The sequence below is a fragment of the Micromonospora sp. WMMD714 genome, assembly GCF_029581315.1.
Lineage (GTDB): Bacteria > Actinomycetota > Actinomycetes > Mycobacteriales > Micromonosporaceae > Micromonospora > Micromonospora rifamycinica.
The window spans coordinates 5,053,098-5,072,500 of record NZ_CP120744.1; the positions used below are offsets into that span (position 1 = coordinate 5,053,098).

The window sequence follows — 19,403 nt, forward strand, 5'->3', positions numbered from 1 at the left end:
GGGTGATCAGCCCTCGCAACGACACCATTGGAAGTCGGGAGAGGATCGCATCTGCGGGCGACATGCGGCGGCCGGAACGCCGACGGCCGGCCGTCGCGCGTGGCGACGACCGGCCGCTGCCGGCGGTGCGGGGTCAGCTCAGGGTGAGCGCGGTGTCGTCCACCACGAAGGAGGTCTGCAGGCTGCTGTCCTCCACCCCGCTGAACGAGATGGTGACGGTGCCGCCGGCCAGCGCCGAGACGTCGAAGCTGCGCTGCACGTAGCCGCTGGCAGCGTTGACGTTGGAGTACGTCGCCAGGGTGGTGCCGCCGGCCTTGACGGTCAGCTTGTCGTACGCGGTGCTGCCCGACTCGGCCGTGTCGATGTGCAGCCAGAAGGAGAGGGTGGCCCGGCAGCCGGCGGGGATGGCCACCGACTGGGTGACGGTGTCGGTGTGGGTCGAGCCGTACCCGTTGAGCCACGCCTTGTAGGAGCCACCGTGCGCGGCCTGGCTGGCCGACGAGGTGATCACGCCCGAGGTGGCGGTCCAGCCGGTGCCGCCGGACTCGAAGCCGGGGTTGGTCAGCTTCTGGCCCGAGCAGACGCCCGAGGTGGGGGTCGGCGTCGGGGTCGAGGTCGCGGTCGGGGTGGGCGTCGGGGTGCCGCCGGTGCAGGTCGGGTCGGCGGACTGCGCGGGCACGCTCACCGCGTCCCAGGCGGCCTTGACCGTGTTGAACTCGGTGCAGCTGCCCGGGTAGAGGGTCTTGGCGGCCTGCAGCGTCCAGGTGCGGTACTTCAGGTAGGACGAGCTGGTCGTCTTGATCAGCATCGCGTTGTACATGATCTTGATGGCCTTCTGGATGCCCAGGCCGGTCACCGTGCTGCTGTTGCAGGTCGGGCTGGTCGGCTGGCCGTTGGTCGGGTTGCTGCCCATGGCCAGCAGGTAGAACCAGTGGTTGCCGGGGCCGGCCGCCGCGTGCACCTCCTGGCCCGGGATGCTGCTGGAGTAGCAGTTGGCGTCGCCCAGCGCGGACGGGTTGTACATGTTGCGGATCGGGCCGCTGCCGACCAGGTTGATCTTCTCGCCGACCAGGAAGTCCGGTGCGTCGTAGGTGGACGGCTCGTTGGCGAACCACTCGGTGGCCGCGCCGAAGGTGTCGGCGACGAACTCCTGGGTGTTGCCCCGGGAGATGCCGCCGGGGGTGGTGTCGTCGATGCCATGGCCGATCTCGTGGGCCACCACGTCGAGCGAGCCGATCCACTGCCCGGCGGTGTTCTTGCCGATCTGCACCTGGCTGCCGTCGTAGTAGGCGTTCTGGTCGTTGAGGCCGACCCGGATCGGCCACGCGCCGCCGCTGCCGTTCGCGCCGTTGCGACCCAGCCACTGCGACAGCATCTTGTGCTCGGTCTGCGCCGAGAACAGCGCGTCGACGCAGCCGGTCTCCCTGCTGGTGCCGGTGCCGTTGCCCCAGACGTCGTCCGGGCCGGAGAAGGTCGTGTTGTTCGCGGCGTCCTGGCAGCTCAGGTTGGTGGTGCCCGGGTCCTTCAGCGAGTAGGTGCTGCCGGACTGGGTGGTGGCCAGGGTGACCGGGCCGTTCCACGCCCCGGTGCCGGTGCCCCGCATGACGTGCTCCTGGGTGCCGAGCACCACGCCAGTGACGGCGTCCACGTCGACGGTGAGCCGGCTGGGGCCGTCCGCGCCGGTGCCGGTGACGGTGGTCTCCCAGGCCAGTGCGGGTCGGGCGCCGAGGGTGTGCACGACCAGCGTGGTGCCCTCGACGCCGGTGACCTTCCGCAGCAGGGCGCGGGCGGTCCGCTCGGCCGCGGTGGCGGTGAGCCTCGGCGTGGTGGACAGGTCGCCGATGCTCTGCTGCTGGGCGACGGAGGCGTAGCTGACCTCCCCGGTGGCGGTGGTCGCCAGGACGAAGTCGCCGCCGATCACGGCCAGACCCTTGTAGGTGCGTTCGAACGGCACGTACTGGATGCCCTCGGAGGAGATGACCGGCCGCTGCACGAACGCGTCGTCGGCGCTGGCGTGCAGGTAGCCGGGGCGGCTGGCGACGAGTGCGGCGGCCGCGCCGGTGGCGGTGGCGCGGGCCTGGGCCGGGTCGGGGGCGGGACGTGCCGGCGCGGCCTGGACCGCGGCGGTGGTGCCCGCGGCGATCAGACCGGCCGCGACCGCGCCGGAGAGCGCGACGAGGCGGGGTGAGAGCTTCAAGGGGGGTGCTCCTGTTCTCGGGCGGCGCCCGCGCCCGGTGGGGTCGCGGCGCCGGTGCTGCGCTGAGGCATGGCGGTGACGGGGGGTCTCCGGGCTGCCGGCGGGCCCGGTGGGGGTGACCGTCCGTCACGAGTCGCCGGGGGTTGGCGACCGCTGGAGGCACGATCACACGGGTGGAGATCCATATCAATGGGTTGACCGGGGCAACCATTCGGTCGGGTGGTCGAAACCACTGTTGCCCATCGATGAACGGTGGTCGTGCGCCCCGCCCTGAACAGGTGATCCCCGCTGGATCTTTTCCGGCCGGCCGTCCCAGTTGAGGGTGTTCGCCGGAACGCGCGGCGGCTGCGCATACGCCCGGTCGGCCAGCAGTACGACAACGTCGTCATGTCCGTCGTGCTCGGCCCGGTGGGCACGACCCGGGCGGGCGCCGATCGCCTACCATGCGGCTGTGCCGGACATCGACGGAACCCTCGCCGCCACCCAGGTCTGGCGGAGGCAGGCACTCTGGTCGCAGGCCGCCGAACGGGTGAAGCGACGGATCACCCGGGGGCGACGGCTGGTCGCCGCCCTCACCGCCGTCGCCGCCGTCGCCGGCACCGCGGCGGCGATGCTGGCGACGGCCGCGCCGGCCGCCAGCCGGGTGCTGGCGATCGTCGCCGGCGCGTCGCTGCTGCTGGTGCCGGTGGCCGGGCGCTGGTCGTCCCGGGAGGCGGTGGCCACCTGGACCCGGCTCCGGGCGGTCTCCGAGGCGTCAAAGGCGGAACTGTACCGCTACCTCGCCCGCGCCGCCCCCTATGCCGACGCCGACGCCGACGCCGTCCTGCTGCGCCGTTACGACCTGCTGATGGCGGACGCCGGCGACCTGGTCGGGCAGACCCTGGACGACCCGCCGGCCGACCGCCCGCTGCCGGCCGTCACCGACGTGCCGAGCTACCTCGTCGAACGGGTGCAGCGGCAGGTGGACGGCTACTACCTGCCGGCCGCGCGGCGGGCCGGCCGGTCCGCCGCCCGGATCGGCCGGACCGCGACGGTGCTGACCGTCCTGGTCGCCCTGCTCTCCGCGGTCACCGGGGTGCTCGGTGACGGCCTGGGCCTGACCGCCTGGGTGGGGGTCGCCGCGGTGGTCACCACGGCGCTGGTCGGCTACGGGGCCGCCCAACGCTACGAGCAACAGCACCTCGAGTACGCCCGGACGGCCGACCAGCTGACCCGGCTGCGGCTGACCCGGGCGGCCGGGCACGGCTGGAGCGACGACGACGCGTTGGTGGCCGAGGCCGAACGGATCATCGCCCAGTCCAACGCGGCCTGGATGGCCAAAATGATCGAGGAAGACGGCGCTGCGCAGCAGTGACATCACGGGTCGTGGCGACTAGCATCATCGATATCCGTGATTGGCCGTCGACGTGGACGGACGTTCGTCCACCTCCGACACAGATGGGGGCCCGACGTGGACCGCACCCAAACCCCGTCCGATCCGTTCCCGACGCCGCTGAGCGACCTGCGGCGCACGCCGCTCGGCCGCATTCCGGTCGACCGGGCGAACGCCGTGGCCCGCATCGACGATCATCGGGCAACACACCCGACCCGGGTCGATGTCGCCGCCTTCAGCTCGCACCTCTGACGCCGCCGCGCCCGCGGGAACGATCGCCCCGCTCAGTCAGTACGTCCTCAAGCTGACCAGCCGGTGCGACCTCTCCTGCGACCACTGCTACGTCTACGAGCACCCCGACCAGTCGTGGCGTCGTCAGCCCCGGCTGATGACGTCCGACACGGTCGAGGCCACCGCCCGGCGGATCGCCGAGCACGCCGCCGCCCACCGGCTCCCCGCCGTACGGGTGGTCCTGCACGGCGGGGAACCCCTGCTCGCCGGCGCGGCCCGGATCGCCGCCGCCGCCGTCACCCTGCGGCGGGCCATCGGCCCGGTGGCCCGCCTCGACCTGCGGATGCAGTCCAACGGCGTGCTGCTCACCCCCGAGATCGCCGACGTCCTCGTCACCCACGACATCGGGCTGGGCATCTCCCTGGACGGCGACCGGTCGGCCAACGACCGGCACCGCCGGTACGCCAACGGCGCGAGCAGCCACGACCAGGTGCGACGGGCGCTGGCGCTGATGCGTCGTCCCGAGTACCGCGGCGTCTACGCCGGGCTGCTGTGCACCGTCGACCTGGCCAACGACCCGATCCGGGTCTACCGGGCACTGCTCGCCGAGGACCCGCCCGCGATCGACTTCCTGCTGCCGCACGCCAACTGGGACCGGCCACCCGCCCGACCCGACGGGGCCGCCACCCCGTACGCGGACTGGCTGTTGACGATCCACCGGGCCTGGCTGGCCGACGGGCAGCCGGTGCCGATCCGGCTGCTGGAGTCGCTGCTGGCCACCGCCACCGGCGGCAGCACCGCCACCGAGGCGGTCGGGCTCGCCCCGGTGGACCTGGTGGTGGTCGAGACCGACGGCACCTTCGAGCAGGTCGACTCGCTCAAGTCCGCCTTCCACGGGGCTGCCGCCACCGGCCTGGACGTGTTCCGGCACCGGGTCGACGAGGCGGCGGCCCACCCCGGCATCGTGGTCCGGCAGTCCGGAATGGCGGGGCTCTGCGCCACCTGCCGATCGTGCCCGCTGGTCCGTCGGTGCGGTGGCGGTCTGCTCGCCCACCGGTACCGGACCGGCACCGGCTTCGACAACCCGTCGGCCTACTGCGCCGACCTGGCCGCGTTGATCCGGGCCACGGCCGTCCCGGCCGACCCGCAGGGGGACCGCCCGGTCGACACCCTGCCCCCCGCCGTCCTGGACGACCTCGGCTCCGGCCGGGGCAGCGCCGAATCGGTGGCCCACCTCGCCGCCGTCCACCACGGCATCACCCGGGCGCTGACCGTCGCGCTCAGCCCGGCGGCGGCCGCCGACCCGGTCGCGGCGGCCGGCTGGCGTCTCCTGGTGAACCTGGACGTGTCCGCGCCCGAGGCCGTCGACCGGGTGCTCGGCCACCCCTTCGTCCGGCGGTGGGCGCAGCGGTGCCGGGCCGGCGCGACCGGTGAGCTGCCCCACCTCGCCGCGGTGGCCGCCGCCGCCGCGGTCCGGGCCGGTGTCGACGTCGACCTCGTGCTGCCGGTACGGGCCGGCGCCGTGCACCTGCCGACGCTCGGGGCGATCGTGGTCGACGCCGGTGCCGACACCGTGCCCGTCGTCATCTCCGGCGGTGTCGTCGAGCTGCGGGCCGGCCGCCGCCGGGTCCGGGTCCGCCCGGGGGCCGAACCGAACCCGGACCGGTGGCAGCCGACCCGGACGGTGCACACCGACGGCGGGCCCGTCCTGTTGGAGGACACCGACCCGGACCGGGACTGCTTCGACCTGGCGGTGGCCGCCCGGCTCACCCCGGCGGTCGCCGACCGCTGGACCCGCCAGGTGCGGCGGGCGGTGCACCGCCTCGACACCGAGGCCGTCGGCTACGCGGCCGGCGTCCGTGCCCTCCTGCGCGCCGTGGTGCCGCTGCGTCCCGACCCGACCGGCCGGTCCCGCAGCGCCGCCGCCCGGTCCGCGTTCGGCGCGGTGGCCGTCACGCCGGTCGTCGACGACGCCGCGCTGGCGGTGCTGCTCGTCCACGAGGTGCAGCACCTCAAGCTCGACGCGGTCCTCGACGTCTGTGAGCTGTTCGACCCCGCCGACGCCCGGCGGCTGCGGGTGCCCTGGCGCGACGACCCCCGCCCGGTGGAGGGCGCGCTGCACGGCGTCTACGCGCACCTCGCCGTCGCCGACGTGTGGCGGCACCGGCCGGGCAGCGCGGCGGCCGCGCACTTCCGCCGCTACCGGGAGTGGACCGACGGGGCGGTCGACGCCCTGCTCGACCTGGGCAGCCTCACCGTCGACGGGGAACGGTTCGTCCGCCGGCTGCGCGCCACCCTGGACGACTGGCGGTGACCGGCCGGTCCACCCTCGCCGCCGACCTGCGGGCGCTCGGGGTGCCGGCGGGCGCGACGGTGCTGGTGCACAGCGCACTGTCCCGGGTCCGGCCCGGCCCGGGTGGCCCGGCCACCCTGCTCGCGGCGCTGCGGGACGTCCTCGGCGACGACGGCACCGTGGTCGTGCCGACCCAGACGGCCGGCAACTCGGTGACCTCGCCGGCGTTCCGGGCCGCCACGGCGGGGCTGACCCCGGCCCGGGCCGCCGCCGTCGAGGCGGCCATCGAGCCGTTCGACCCGGCGCGCAGCCCGGCGCAGGGGATGGGGGTGTTCGCCGAGCACGTCCGCCGGCAGGCCGGTGCCCGCCGCAGCGCCCACCCGCAGACCTCGTTCGCCGCGTTCGGCCCGGCCGCCGCGGCGCTGACCGCCCGGCACGACCTGGACTGCCACCTCGGCGACCGGTCGCCGCTGGGGGCGCTGTACGCCGCCGACGCCCTGGTGCTGCTGCTGGGTGTCGACTGGTCGGTGTGCACGGCGTTCCACCTCGCCGAGTACCGCTGCCGGCGGCCCGCGCCGCGCCGGGCGTACCGGTGCTATGTCCGCGACCCGGCGGGCCGGCGGATCCGCCGGGACTTCCAGGCCCCGCACCTCGACGACAGCGACTTCCCGCTGATCGGCGCGGCCGTGGTGGCGGGCGGGTCGGTACGGTGCGGGCCGGTCGGCGCGGCCGACGGCCGTCGCGTCCGGCTGCGCCGCGCCGTCGACGTCGCTCGGGAGTGGATGGATGAGCACCGACTGGCGTGAACGGGACAGCGCGGGTTTGGCCCCTGTCGATACTGTGGTCGGCCGGGGGCGGCGACACCGGGCGGGAGCGGTAGGTGGCGGAGGATCAGTTCCGGGAGGACGAGAGCGCCCCCGTGTTCTTCCTCAGTTATGCCCGCAGCCGCAACCGGGTGGGGGCGCCGCCACGGGACACCAACCAGAAGGTCTTCCAGCTCTTCGTCGACCTCTCCGACCACGTCGTCGAGCTGCTCGGCCTGGGTCCGGGCCGGACGGCCGGCTTCATGGACCGGATGCTCGACGGGGGACAGCTGTGGACCGACGACCTCGCCTTCGCCGCCGGCCACTGCCAGGTCTTCATTCCGCTGATCTCACCGCAGTACCTGCGCAGCGAGTGGTGCGCCCGGGAGTGGAACGCGTTCACCCGGCGGACGGCCCGACCCCGCCCGGGCGCCGAACCGTCGGCGGGGGAGACCCCGGTGATCCCGGTCAACTGGTCGGTGGTGGAACGTCCCCAGGTGCCCGCGGTCGTGTCGCGGCGGCAGATGTTCACCCCCACCCGGCTACCCTCGGAGATCGCCCCGCAGTACCACGAGGAGGGCATCTACGGTCTGCTCAGCCTCGGCAGCAACGGCAAGGACGCCTACGACGCGGTGGTGTGGCGGCTGGCCCAGCGGATCGCCCGGGCGTACCGCACGCACTGGGTCGAGGCGATGGTCCCGACCGACCTGCGGCTGCTGCACGACCGGTTCGAGGAGGACGGGCATGAGCTGGCCTGACGTCGTCCCGGCCGGAGTCGCCGGGCAGGAGACCTACTTCTTCCTCAGCTACGCGCACTCCGTCCCGCTGTCGGACGCCGCCCGGCCGGACACCGACTACTGGGTCGGCCAGTTCTTCCACGATCTCGTCGAGGCGGTCCGGGGCCATCCCCGCCGGGCCGCCGAGATCGAGGCGGGCTTCTTCGACGGCCAGGTCAGCCCCGGCGTCGACCTGCGCCGCATGCTCACCGACGCGCTGAGCCTCGCGCACGTCTTCGTGCCGCTCTACTCACCGAACTACTTCCGCAACGCATGGGCGCTGGGCGAACGGGAGTCCTTCCGCAGCCGGCTGGTCCGGTTGCCGGCGGCGCGGGCGCAGCGGCACGTGCTGCCGGTGCTCTGGATGCCGCTGCCGTCCTGGGAGGACCGTCCGGAGACCGTCCATGCGCTGGAGCTGGTGGGCGACCCCGACGACCGCGCCGACTACGCCGACAACGGGCTGCGCGCATTGTGCAAGCTGAGCGCCTACCGCGCGCAGTACCGCAGCCTGCTCGGGGCGTTGGCCGACCGGATCGTCACGGTGGCCGAGCACGAACCGCTCGCGCCGTCCCGGGCGGCGGCGCTGACCAGCGGCCCGGTCCCGGACGGGCCGGGCACCGCCCTGGTGGTGACCACGCTCGCCGCCGACCGGGCGCGCTGGCGACCGTACGGCGACCAGCACCAGCTGGCGGTGGCCGACTACGTGGCCGCGACCGCCGAGCGGCTGGGGCTGCCCACCCGGGTGGTCGAGCTGGCCGAGGCCCGGGACCGGGCGTCGCGCAGCCCGGCGGTGGTGCTGGTGGACGCCGGGGTCGGGGTGGACGCGGCCCGCGCCGCCCTCGACGGGCTGCCGCCGTGGGTGGTCCCGCTCGTCATCGCCGCCGACCACGCGCGTGGCGAAACGACACCCGAGGCGATCGCCGGTAGCTTGCAGGACGCCAGGTTTCCCCGGGTACTGCCGGTACGCACCATCGACGAGTTCGAGCGCTGTGCGCCGCTGCTGGTGACCGAGGCGCGCAAACAGTTCCTCCGGCACGGTCCGGTCGACCCGCCGGAGGGCCCGCACGATCCGAAGCCGAGCCTGGGGCCGGCCGGACCGTTCGACGTACGGCGAGGGAAGGCAGAACGATGACTCCACCCCGCGACGGCCAGGTCGTCACCTTCTACTCGTACAAGGGTGGCACCGGTCGCACCATGGCGCTGGCGAACACCGCCTGGATCCTCGCCGCGAACGGCCACCGGGTGCTCGTCGCCGACTGGGACCTGGAATCCCCCGGCCTGCACCGGTTCTTCGCGCCGTTCCTCGACCCGGAGCAGGTCGCCTCCACCGGCGGCGTGATGGACCTGATCCTGGAGTACGAGTGGGAGAACGTCCGCCGCCGGACCGAGGGCGGGGACACCCGCCCCGGCGACTGGCACCGCCAGTACGCCCGGGTCCACAAGTACGCCTTCTCGGTGACCTGGGAGTTCCCCGGCGGCGGCACCCTCGACCTGCTGCTCGCCGGCCGGCACAATCCCGACTACGCGACCAGCGTCACCGGGCTGAACTGGGACAACTTCTACAACCGGCTCGGTGGGGCGCAGTTCTTCGACGCGCTGCGCGCGGACATGAAGCGGCACTACGACTTCACCCTGATCGACAGCCGCACCGGGATCAGCGACGTCGCCGAGATCTGCACCATCCACCTGCCCGACGTGCTGGTCGACTGCTTCACCCTCAGCGACCAGGGCATCGACGGCGCGGCCACGGTCGCCGCCCGGGTCCGGGGCTACGAGGGACGGCGGGCCCGCCGGGTGCTGCCGGTGCCGATGCGCGTCGACGAGGGCGAGAAGATCAAGACCGACGCCGGGCGGGCGCTGGCCATGCAGCGGTTCGTCGGGCTGCCCAGCGGCATGACCGAGCTGGAACGGCAGGACTACTGGCTCTCCGTCGAGGTGCCCTACCGGGCGTACTACGCCTACGAGGAGACCCTGGCGACCTTCGGCGACGTGCCGGGCAGCCGCGGGCTGCTGTCGGCGTACGAGGCGCTGGCCCGGCACATCACCGGTGGCGCGGTCACCGGCCTGCCCCGGATGGACGACGGGCTGCGGCGGCAGACCGTCCAGCGGTTCGAGCGCAAGCCGGTGATCGTGGACGAGTTGATCGTGCTGCGCTACGCGCCGGAGGACCAGGCCTGGGCGGAGTGGACGCAGTCCGCGCTGCACGCCGTCGACCTGCGGGTGCTGGCCACCCCGCTGGGTGTCCCGGCGACGCCGCCGGCCGGTGCGGCCTCCCGCGAGCTGCACCTGGTGTCGCGGTCCTACCTCGCCGCCCGCCGGGCGGCGGGCGGGGCCGTCCGGCAGGCCGGTTCCCCCGTGCTCGCCCTGCACCTGGACGACACCACCCCGTCGGTGGAGACCCCGCCGGGCAGCTGGGCCACCGTCTACGAGCGGGGCGCCACCGCCGCCGCCGAACAGGTGTGGGAGCTGGTCGGACGCCCCTCCGACGGGCGCGACCGGCCGGTGCCGGCCACCCGGTACCCGGGCGTCGAGCCGCTGGTCTTCTACGCCCCGGCGCGCAACGTCCGGTTCACCGGCCGGGACCGGCTGCTGCTGGCGCTGCGCGAGGAGCTGAAGACGGCGGCGCGGGAGCGGGTTCCGGTGGCGCTGCGCGGCGGCGCGGGCATCGGCAAGACCCAGCTCGCTATGGAGTACGCCTACCGCTTCCACGGCGCGTACGACGTCGTCTGGTGGATCGACGCGGACCCGGCGCAGTTCATCGACATCCGCTTCGCCGACCTGGGCCGGCGGCTCGGCCTGCCGGACCTGCAGAACGTGCCGGACAACATCCGGGCGGTGCGGGACTGGCTCGGCCACGGCGGCCGGCGGAGTGCCGACGAGCCCCCTCGTCGCTGGCTGGTCGTCTTCGACAACGTCGACCAGTACGAACACGTCCGGGACTTCCTCCCGCACGGTGAGGGGCACGTGCTGGTGACCACCCGCAACCCGGACTGGGGGGACCTGGCGCGGGCGGTCGACGTGGAGGCCTTCCAGCGGGGCGAGAGCGTCACCCACCTGATCGGTCGGACCGGCCGACGGGGCATGACGGTCGCCGAGGCACAGCAGGTCGCCGAGGCGGTGGAGGACGTCCCGATCCTGGTGGCGCTGGCCGGTGCCTGGCTGGCGGAGAGCCCCGACTCGGTCGCCACCTACCTGGCCGGCCTGGCGCGGACCGGTCCGGACAGCGACGTGTGGGGCCGTTCGCTGGACGGTCTGCGGGAGCAGTCCCCGGGCGCCTACCGGCTGTTGCAGCTCGGCTCGGTGCTCGCCCCGGACATCGCCCTCGACCTGCTCTACGGCGACCAGGTGGCGAAGGTCATCGCCCCGCACGATCCGCTGGTCGCCGCCCAGGTCACCGACCGGGTCTCGGAGCGGGACATCGCGGCCGCGCTGGTTCAGCGGATCAACCGGCTCGCGCTGATCAAGGTGGACCTGCACGCCCAGCGGGTCCAGATCCACCGGCTGCTCCAGGCGGCGATGCGGTCCCGGATGCCCGAACCGGAGCTACGGGAGGTCAAGCACGACGTGCACCGGATCCTCGCCGGCTCACGACCCTCCGGCGAGGTGGACGATCCGGCCTTCCAGGTCGGGTACCGGCACCTGTGGCCGCACCTGGACGGTTCGGAGGCGGTGTCCTGCCACGACGACACGGTGCGTCAGCTGGTCATCGACCGGGTCCGGTACATCTTCCTCAACGGCGGCTTCGAGCAGGGCGCCCAGTATGCCGACCAGGTGGACAAGACCTGGACGACCATGCTCGAAGGGCTGTCCCCGGAGACCGCCGCCCACCGTACGCTGCGCATCCAACTGCTCAGCCTGCGCTTCAACCGGGCCAACCTGCTGCGGAGCCTGGGCCGCTTCGCCGAGGCCCTCCGCCTCGACCAGGAAACCCTGGGCCAGCAGGAGGAGCTGATCGGCGCGAACCATCCCTACACCCTGATGACCGCCGGCGGGTACGCGGCGGACCTGCGGGCGCTCGGTCGGTACGAGGACGCCCTCGAGCGGGACGTGCGCAGTCACTCCGCGTGTGTCGAGGTGTTCGGCGAGGACCACCACCGGACGCTCAACGCGGTCAACAACCTGGCCGCCTCCCACCGGCTGATGGGCCAGTTCGGGCGGGCGCGCGACAGCGACGAGGCCACCTACCGCCGCCTGCGGGTCGTCCTCGGCCCGGAGCACCCGCGGACCCTGCTGTCCGCCAACAACTACGCCCGTGACCTGCGGGAGATCGGCGACTACCAGGGTTCGGTGGCGTTGCTGGGGGAGGTGGTCGAGGGGTACCGCCGGATCTTCGGCGAGCACGGCCGGCCGGTGCTCACCGCCCAGGCCAACCTGGCGGCGTCGTTGCGCAGCACCGGGCGGATCGCCGAGGCGGGCCGGCTGCTCGACGAGGCCACCGAACGGCTACGGTCCAGCCTCGGGCCGACCAACCCGGAGACCCTCCTCGCCGCGCTCAGCCGCGCGGCCAACATGATGCTCGAAGGGCAGGACGAGCAGGCCCGGCACGACTTGATCGAGATCGAGCAGCTCTTCGCCCAGGTGTTCGGCCCGCGGCACCCGTACTCGCTGGTGTGCGGGATCAACCGGGGGGTGGCGCTCTGGGACACCGCGGACCGGGACGAGGCGTTCACGGTCACCGTCGCCGCCGCCGACGGGTTGCGTGAGGTGCTCGGCGCGGCGCACCCGTTCAGCATGGGGGCGGACAACAACGTCGCGGTCTTCACGATCATGCGGGGTCAGCACGAGGAGGGGCTGGTCAAGCTCCGGGCCGTGGTGGACCGGCTGACGGCGGCGCTGGGCCCCGACCACCCGGACACGTTGCGCAGCCTCGGCAACGTGGAGACCGCGCACCAGGCGACGAGCGGGGGAGTGGTGAGTATCGGCCGGGTGCGGCTGGCCGACCGGCTGGCCGACCTGATCGGCCAGGAGCATCCCAGCGTGGTGGTCCTCCGCGACGGGCGGTACGTGCGCCGGGTCCTCGACCCGCACCCCTACTGACCGGGCCGGGCGCCGATGAGCACGTCGGTGCCCACCGGCGCGTCCGTCCCGGTGAGCCAGCGGAGGATGCGCGGCAGTTGCTGCATGGCGTCGAAGTGTGCCGCGTCCGGCTGCACCTCGATCTCGGCACCGGGAATCTGGCGGGCGAGCCAGCGACCGTGGCTGGCCGGGGCGAAGGTGTCCTCCGCGCCGTGCCAGAGGCGGACCGGCGTGGCCGTGGTGTCGATCGCGCCGAGGTCGAACTTCCAGTTCCGGCGCAGCGCCAGCACGTCGTCGATCCACCCGTACGGGCCGGCGCGCAGCGCCTCCTGGTAGGTGTCGAAGATGATCCCGCGCAGGGCCGCGTCGTTGATCGCCCGCCGGTCGGGTGGACCCATCTGCGCCATCAGGTCCCGTAGCAGGAACCGGGGGTCCTCGGCCGCCCGGGTGGCCCGCTGCCGGATCTCCTCCACCACCGCGTCGGTGTCGGGTCGATCGGCGCCGAATCCCCGCTGGTTGTCGGGGTTCATGCCGTCGAACCAGTCCAGCCCGGTGGCGTCCGACGGGGCGAGGCTCACCAGTACCGCCACCCGGGTCACCCGGCTGCGCAGTCGCTCGTCGGCGGCGCAGGCCAACGCGTGCGGCCCGCCCCCGGAGCGCCCGGCCACCGCGAACTGGTCCAGCTCCAGCTGGTCGGCGATGGCCTCCACGTCCCGGGCGGCGTCGGCGACGTCGCGGCCCTCGAACCGGTCGGAGTCGCCGTAGCCGGGACGGTCGTAGGCGATCAACCGGATGCCCAACCGGTAGAGCACGATCCCGCGGGGCTTCGGCCCCCGGCGGCTGCCCGGTGTGCCGTGCATCAGGAAGACGGGGAGCCCGTCGGGAGCGCCGGTCTCCTCGTACGCCACCCGCTTGTTGTCCGCGCGGTGGGCGAATCGAGGCCCAGGCTCACCTTCTCGGGTCACTCCAGCCTGCCTTCCGGTGCCACAACCAGCCAATACTCGCAATCCGCATTGATCAGGAACGATATTGTCGTCGACCCCGTTCAGCCTTTGAGCCTAACGGTCGCGCCCGCTGCACCGCTATGCCGAGTCGGGACAACCGGCCGGATCTGTCGGAAACGACACCGTGTCGGCCGGTCCGAGGGGAACTTCCGGCCCCCCGGGAGGGCGGCGGCGGCCCGGCTCCGGCGGCGGCCCTCAGCAGGCCAACGGTCGGATATCCGTCGGAGCGTCGACGAGGGCCGCCCGGGGATCGGCGTACCGCCAGTCGACCCGGTACTGGGCCCGCAGCCGGGGCCGGGACACCGCCCACTCGTACGCGACCCGACCCTGCCGCTCGCGGCGGTCCGGGTGCACCTCGGCGGTGGTCTCCGAGGTGAACGAGGTCTCGCTGCCCCAGACGGTGGGACCGGTCTCGGCCGGAAAGTCGAGCCGGATCACCAGGTTACGGGTGGGCAGCCGGATGTCGCGCTGCAACCAGTCGCCGAACTTCCACGCCGGCACCCGGTACGCGTAGTCCACCACGGTGCGCTGCCCTGGATAGAGCGGCACCGGGGTGCCCCCGCCGTCCAACAACAGCACGATCTTGAGGAAGGCGTCCCGGCTGCGACTGACCCGCCACCGCATCGGCTCCGGTTGCTCGGTGCCGATGGTGGCCCGGAAACCGACCTCGTCGATGGTGAGGGGGTGACGGCTGTGGAAGGCGGTGGACCGGGCCGGATCATCCGGAAAACGGTCGATGTCGATCTGCACGGTGTGCCGGGTGATCGGCTCGGTGCCGACACTGTGCAGCACCCGTCGGAACCGGCACTCGTACACGCCGTCGACCAACGAGAGGGAGGCCTGCTCGTCCTCGATCACCAGATGCGAACCGGCCGGTGGCGGAACCGCGGTCGGGCCGAGCGGCGACCGGCGTCCACCCTGGCCCCGACTGTCGGCGAAGGCCACGTACTGCTGCCAGATCCGGTTGCCGCTGTCCAGGACCAGCTCGACCCGGCGAGCGAATTCCTCGGTGGGCTGATGCCGCCCGTTCTCGATGTGGCTGACGTACGACGGGTCGAAGCCGGTGCGCTCGGCGAGCTCCTTCTTGGACATCCCCCGCTGGTGCCGCCAGTGGGTCAGTTCCCGCACGAATTCCGTCGCCGCATCGTCCTGTGTGGAGCTGCCCATGCCCCCGTCCTCGGTGTCGGGCCTCAAGTCTGTCCCACCGACGGCGTCCGCGCCAGGGGTGGCCGCCGGTCGGACCACACCGGGCGGCGGGCCGCACCCGCCGCACCGGACCCCGGCCCGGCCAGAGCCCGGCGGCAGCGGCAGGATGGCGGCCATGGACCCCGTCGTACGCCGCTACCTCGACGGCCTGGTCACCGCCGTGCAGGACGTGCTCGGCCCGGAGCTGGTCGGGGTCTACGCCGCCGGTTCGGTGGCGCTCGACGCCTACCGGCCGGGCCGCAGCGACGTGGACGTGGCCCTGGTCTGCCGGGACACGCTGCCCCGGCGGGCACGGGAGCAGCTGGTTTCCCGGCTGCGGCACGAGGCGCTGCCCTGCCCGGCACGGGGCCTGGAACTGGTGGCCTACACGCGGGCGGTGGCCGGCTCGGGCACCCCCGAGCCGGGGTTCGAGGTGGAGCTGAACACCGGATCACGGATGCCGTTCCGGGCCACCCTCACCCCCGCCGACCGGCCCGCCGCGGACGGCCGTTTCTGGTACGGCCTGGACCGCAGCATCCTGCACCAGCGGGGACGTCCGCTGACCGGGCCGCCGGCCGGTGAGGTCTTCGCCGAGCTGTCCCCGGGTGACCTCCGTGACCTGCTGGTGGCGGCGCTGCGCTGGTGGCTGGCCCGCTCCGCCCCGCCGGGCGACGACCCCGCCCCGGCGACGGTGGACGCGGTGCTGGGGGCCTGCCGGGCACTGGTCCGGCTCCACGACGGCGACTGGTTGTCAAAGGTCGCCGCCGGCCACCGGGTGATCGCCCTCGGCCGGGATCCGGAGCTGGTACGACGCTGTGTCGACGCCCGCGCGGGCGGACCGCTGCCGGACGACGCCGCGGCCCGCGCGTTCCAGCAGCGGGTGCTGAACGAGATCGCCGCCGGCTGACCGCGCACGCCGCCACCGCTCCGGCGGCGGTGGCCCGGCGGCGGTGGCGGCCCGGCCGGAGTCGGGCCGCCACCGCCGGTTCACCGCCGCAGCAGGGCGAACACGCCCCAACCCAGGTACTCCCGCCGGTGCCGGACGTGCCGGAGCGGGTCCTCGGTCAGTTCCTGCCGGAACCGCCCGGCGAGATCGTCGTCCGGATGGGCGTCCAGCCAACGGCGCAGGGTGAGCCAGTGGGCCGCGGCGTAACGGTCCCAGCTGTCCCGGTCGGCGAGGACCATCTCGACCACCTCCCACCCGTGCGCCTGGATCCGGTGGACCAGGCCGGGTAGGTCGTGAAAGTCGTCCCGGACGGTGGCGTGACAGTCGACGACGGTCTCCTGGTCCGGCGGCTCCCGTAGCCAGTACGGCTCGCCGACCAGCAGCATCCCGCCCGGACGCAGCGCCCGTGCCAGGATGTCGATGGTGCCGGTCACGCCCCCGCCGATCCAGCTCGCGCCGAGGCAGGCGGCCACGTCGACCGGCACGGGGTGGAGGTAGCCGGCGGCGTCGTCGTGCACGAACCGGACCCGGTCGGCCACGGCGAGTTCGACCGCCCGCCGCCGGGCGGCGGCCGTGAACACGGTGCTGATGTCGACGCCGGTACCCCGGACCCCGTGTGCCCGGGCCCAGGTGCAGAGCAGTTCACCCTTGCCGCTGCACAGGTCGAGCAGGGTGTCGTCGGGGCGTAGCCGGATCGCCCGCCCCAGGGTGGCGAGCTTGTCGGCGTCGAACGGGTTGAGGATGCGAAGGTCGCCTTCGCGGATGACGAAACTACGATCGAGGTCCATGTCGGTGACTCCGGGGATGCGTGGACGGACGCGGGAGGCGGACGGTCGGCACGCGGAGCACGGGCACGGAAATACACCTTCGATCGGGTCGCGGGGACGGGCCGTCAGGCTACGTCCCCACCGGCCCGGAGCACAGCGATTTGGCTCCGGGCCGTACGGCTGCCGTCAGGCGTTGGTCGGCACCCTGCCGGCCGGTGGTTCGCTGCCGGCGTGGACCGGCGGCTCGCTGCCGGCGGCGGCCGGTGGTTCGACGGCCGGTCGGGCCGCCACGGTCGGATACTCGGCGGTCTCGCCACCCCCGGCGGCAGCGGCCATCACCGCGGCGGCGGCCAGGTCGGCGACCCGCTTCGCCTCCCGCTGCACCCGGGCACGGACGTCCTTGGCGTGCCGTTCCACACTCTCGGCGGCCTGCCGGGCCTCGTCCAGCCGCCGGCTCTCGGCGGTCAGGTCCCGACGGACCTCCTCCAACCGCTGCCGGGCCCGCGCCAGCTCCCGCTCGGTGGTGTCGCCCTCCTGCTGGATCTCGGCCAGCTGCGCGCGGGCCGTCTCCAGCTCACCCTGCGCCTCGGTGAGGGCCTTCTGCCGCTCGGCGATCTCCCGCTGCACCACGGCCAGCTGTTCCTGCTGGCCGCTGGTCTGCTCGTCGGCCCGCTGACGGACCTCGGTGGCGTACTGCTGTGCCTCGGCGATCAGGGCGGCGATCTGCTGCTCGGCGGCGCTGTGCTGACTGGTCAGCTCCCGCTCCGCCGCCGCCCGTTGCTCGGCCAGCTCCTGCTCGGCCGCGGCCCGCCGCTCGCCGACCTCCCGCTCCACGGTGGCCTGCCACTGGGCCAGTTCCTGCTGGCTCTGGGTCCGGGCCGCCTGGATCTCCTGCTGGATCTGGGTACGCGCGGCCTTGGTCAACGCCTCGGCGGCGGCCCGGGTCTGGGTGATCTGCTTGGCGGTCTGCTCGCTGATCCGCTTCGCCTCCTGCTGGGCCCGCTCGTGGGCGGCCTCCCCCTCGGCCCGCAGCTTCTCGGCCCGTTCGCGGATCTCGGCCAGCTCGGCGTCGACCGCCGACCGCCGCTCCTGGTACGCCTTCTCCTGCTCGTCCCGGCGGGCGGACAACTCCTCGTCCAGGTCCCGCAGCGCCTGCGCGGTACGGTCCCGGGCCTCACCGAGCGTCTTCTCCGCCTCGCTCTGGAGCTGGTTCGCCCGCTGGGCGGCCGAGTCGGTGATCACGGCGGCCTGCTTCTCGGCCAACGCGAGGATCTGGTCCACCATCGGCCCGAGGTCGCGGAAGGACGCCCGGTCCACCTGGGTGGGACGTTGGCGCAGCTCGGTCAGCTCCGCCTGCAGCCGCTGGATGTGCGTGGTCAGCCCCTGGATCTGGCCGGCCGCCTGGGCACGGTCGGCGGTCAGCCTGGACAGCGCACTGTCCATCTGCTCGACGTACCGGTCCACCTGTCGCTTGTCGTAGCCGCGCAACGCGAGCTCGAAGCTCGGCCGTGACGTCCCGTCGTCACGCGACGCGGACGACTCCTCCCCGGTGGACATAGCCAGCCTCCGTCATCCTCGGCGATCCCAGGTCCGCGTGGGTGACCCCGCGGGCCACGATGGGGCGAGACACTACCGGCGACCGGTGCCGCCGGTGACCGGACCCCGGTACGGTCCACGCATCGATCCGGGTGACCGGTCGGCACCGTCCGGCCCGGCCGGTGTGCCCGCTGGACCGGCCGCTGGCCCGGTCGCCGGCCCCGGTGTCGGCCCCGTCCGCCCCGGCCGGTGTGCCCTCAGGCCCGGCTGCCGGCCCGGTCGCCGGCCCCGGTGCCGGCCACGCCGGCCGGGTCGGCGCCCGATGCGGGCCGACCCGCGTGACGGGCCGTGGTGGTGTCGTCCGCCGCCTGGAGGGGTCGCGCCGTTGTCGGGCTGGAGGGCCGCCTCTACGCCTGGCCGGCTGCGCCGCTGTCGGCTCGGGAGAACCGACGTCGGCCGTGCCGACGCCAACCGTGCTCCCGGATGTGACCGTTCGGCCTACCCGGCGGTCCTCCCAGTAGTCTTTGTCCAGCTCCAGGCGATCGTCGGAGGGCCTGCCGGCGGCAGAAAGGCGCAGTCCGCCGGGTGGTACCGGTATCGCGGCCGGGGAAGCGTCCGCTCGATTTGACGGTGCTCTCGGTCGGCGCGTAACTTTCTCCCTGTCAGCGCGGAACGGACGAAGTGGGGCGAATGCCCTGAAGGCCGGGGCGCGGAGTGTAGTGCCGACTTCACGGATCGATTCCGGTGGAGTCTGGTCCGGGTGGTGTCCTGGATCGACCAGGGGTCGATTTGATGGGGCGAAACCGACCGGGTAGTGTGTGACGCCGGCAGGAAATCGGGCGAGTGTGCGGGTGACCGCAGCGGCCGGTCTGTCGGAAATCACGAGGGTCTCCGGTGTGAGCCGGGGTGTTCGTGGTGTGCGGAAAATGTGGTGGAAGTGGTGTGGATCGCGACAGAGCGGTTTGACATGGCGGATACCACCGGGTAACGTAGTAAAAGTGCCAAGCGCGGGAGCGTGAGGTGCGGTGGATGAGATACCTCAGGTCGGGGCTCTGCGGTTGCGGGGTTTCGGGTGGTGTGTGGTTGTTCTTTGAGAACTCAACAGGGTGCTTGATAAGCCAGTGCCAATGATGATTTATACCCCGGGTTGGCTGAATCTTCGGGTTTGGTCGGCTGGGATTCCTTTGGCAACATTTGTTTGTTGTCAGGATGTGCTGTTCGACAAGGTTTTTGTTGGAGAGTTTGATCCTGGCTCAGGACGAACGCTGGCGGCGTGC

The 19,403-nt window shown here is 73.2% G+C and carries 13 protein-coding genes and 1 rRNA gene (1 of these 14 only partly in view); 9 read left to right on the forward strand and 5 right to left on the reverse strand.

The features are described from left to right. Window positions 1-133 precede the first annotated feature (133 nt). A complete protein-coding gene (locus tag O7625_RS21565; protein WP_067308635.1) occupies window positions 134-2,197 on the reverse strand; it encodes a M4 family metallopeptidase in 2,064 nt (687 codons plus the stop codon). Between the two features lie 451 nt (window positions 2,198-2,648). Here O7625_RS21565 and O7625_RS21570 point away from each other — a divergent pair, with 451 nt between their 5' ends. The 7 genes from O7625_RS21570 to fxsT all read left to right on the forward strand — a co-directional run bounded on the left by O7625_RS21570 (window position 2,649) and on the right by fxsT (window position 12,709). Further along, window positions 2,649-3,551, forward strand: a complete 903-nt coding sequence (locus O7625_RS21570) for a DUF4231 domain-containing protein (RefSeq protein ID WP_282340997.1) — start codon at window positions 2,649-2,651, stop codon at window positions 3,549-3,551. Window positions 3,552-3,647: 96 nt separating this feature from the next. Continuing rightward, a complete protein-coding gene (locus O7625_RS21575) occupies window positions 3,648-3,821 on the forward strand; it encodes a hypothetical protein (RefSeq protein ID WP_282340999.1) in 174 nt (57 codons plus the stop codon). Then, window positions 3,793-6,114 (forward strand): FxsB family cyclophane-forming radical SAM/SPASM peptide maturase, encoded by a 2,322-nt coding sequence (locus O7625_RS21580; protein WP_282341001.1) that lies wholly within the window; start codon window positions 3,793-3,795, stop codon window positions 6,112-6,114. The genes O7625_RS21575 and O7625_RS21580 overlap by 29 nt, the downstream gene beginning before the upstream one ends. Beyond that, a complete protein-coding gene (locus O7625_RS21585) occupies window positions 6,111-6,899 on the forward strand; it encodes an AAC(3) family N-acetyltransferase (RefSeq protein ID WP_282341003.1) in 789 nt (262 codons plus the stop codon). Before O7625_RS21580 ends, O7625_RS21585 begins: the two co-directional genes overlap by 4 nt. 74 nt (window positions 6,900-6,973) lie before the next feature. Beyond that, window positions 6,974-7,654, forward strand: coding sequence for a TIR-like protein FxsC (locus O7625_RS21590; protein ID WP_282341005.1), 681 nt, complete (start codon window positions 6,974-6,976; stop codon window positions 7,652-7,654). After that, complete coding sequence (locus O7625_RS21595; RefSeq protein WP_282341007.1) at window positions 7,641-8,804, forward strand: TIR-like protein FxsC; 1,164 nt, start codon at window positions 7,641-7,643, stop codon at window positions 8,802-8,804. The genes O7625_RS21590 and O7625_RS21595 overlap by 14 nt, the downstream gene beginning before the upstream one ends. Beyond that, window positions 8,801-12,709, forward strand: a complete 3,909-nt coding sequence (gene fxsT, locus O7625_RS21600) for an FxSxx-COOH system tetratricopeptide repeat protein (protein WP_282341008.1) — start codon at window positions 8,801-8,803, stop codon at window positions 12,707-12,709. The genes O7625_RS21595 and fxsT overlap by 4 nt, the downstream gene beginning before the upstream one ends. Here fxsT and O7625_RS21605 read toward each other — a convergent pair. Then, the gene (locus O7625_RS21605; RefSeq protein WP_348773964.1) at window positions 12,703-13,653 is read right to left on the reverse strand and encodes an alpha/beta hydrolase; all 951 of its coding nucleotides are present in this window, start codon (window positions 13,651-13,653) and stop codon (window positions 12,703-12,705) included. The genes fxsT and O7625_RS21605 overlap by 7 nt on opposite strands. A gap of 234 nt (window positions 13,654-13,887) precedes the next feature. Continuing rightward, complete coding sequence (locus O7625_RS21610; protein ID WP_282341010.1) at window positions 13,888-14,859, reverse strand: helix-turn-helix transcriptional regulator; 972 nt, start codon at window positions 14,857-14,859, stop codon at window positions 13,888-13,890. A gap of 154 nt (window positions 14,860-15,013) precedes the next feature. Here O7625_RS21610 and O7625_RS21615 point away from each other — a divergent pair, with 154 nt between their 5' ends. Next, window positions 15,014-15,784 carry a nucleotidyltransferase domain-containing protein gene (locus O7625_RS21615; protein WP_282341011.1) on the forward strand — a complete coding sequence of 257 codons (771 nt, stop codon included), beginning with the start codon at window positions 15,014-15,016 and terminating at the stop codon, window positions 15,782-15,784. Between the two features lie 80 nt (window positions 15,785-15,864). Here O7625_RS21615 and O7625_RS21620 read toward each other — a convergent pair whose 3' ends face one another. Together O7625_RS21620 and O7625_RS21625 are read right to left on the reverse strand one after the other, a co-directional pair. Then, window positions 15,865-16,611 (reverse strand): methyltransferase domain-containing protein, encoded by a 747-nt coding sequence (locus O7625_RS21620; RefSeq protein ID WP_282341012.1) that lies wholly within the window; start codon window positions 16,609-16,611, stop codon window positions 15,865-15,867. Window positions 16,612-16,776: 165 nt separating this feature from the next. Further along, on the reverse strand, window positions 16,777-18,147 hold the full coding sequence (locus O7625_RS21625; RefSeq protein WP_282341013.1) for a DivIVA domain-containing protein: 1,371 nt from the start codon (window positions 18,145-18,147) through the stop codon (window positions 16,777-16,779). A 1,209-nt stretch (window positions 18,148-19,356) separates the two neighbouring features. Between O7625_RS21625 and O7625_RS21630 the strand changes: the two genes are divergently transcribed. Then, window positions 19,357-19,403, forward strand: a 16S ribosomal RNA gene (locus tag O7625_RS21630) (it continues 1,468 nt past the right edge of the window).

Bases quoted from the DNA above. Each gene is read 5' to 3' on its own strand.
- O7625_RS21580 (WP_282341001.1), top strand. From the start codon at position 3,793: ATGTCGCCGCCTTCAGCTCGCACCTCTGACGCCGCCGCGCCCGCGGGA.
- O7625_RS21595 (WP_282341007.1), top strand. From the start codon at position 7,641: ATGAGCTGGCCTGACGTCGTCCCGGCCGGAGTCGCCGGGCAGGAGACC.
- fxsT (WP_282341008.1), top strand. From the start codon at position 8,801: ATGACTCCACCCCGCGACGGCCAGGTCGTCACCTTCTACTCGTACAAG.
- O7625_RS21610 (WP_282341010.1), bottom strand. From the start codon at position 14,859: ATGGGCAGCTCCACACAGGACGATGCGGCGACGGAATTCGTGCGGGAA.
- O7625_RS21615 (WP_282341011.1), top strand. From the start codon at position 15,014: ATGGACCCCGTCGTACGCCGCTACCTCGACGGCCTGGTCACCGCCGTG.
- O7625_RS21620 (WP_282341012.1), bottom strand. From the start codon at position 16,611: ATGGACCTCGATCGTAGTTTCGTCATCCGCGAAGGCGACCTTCGCATC.
- O7625_RS21625 (WP_282341013.1), bottom strand. From the start codon at position 18,147: ATGTCCACCGGGGAGGAGTCGTCCGCGTCGCGTGACGACGGGACGTCA.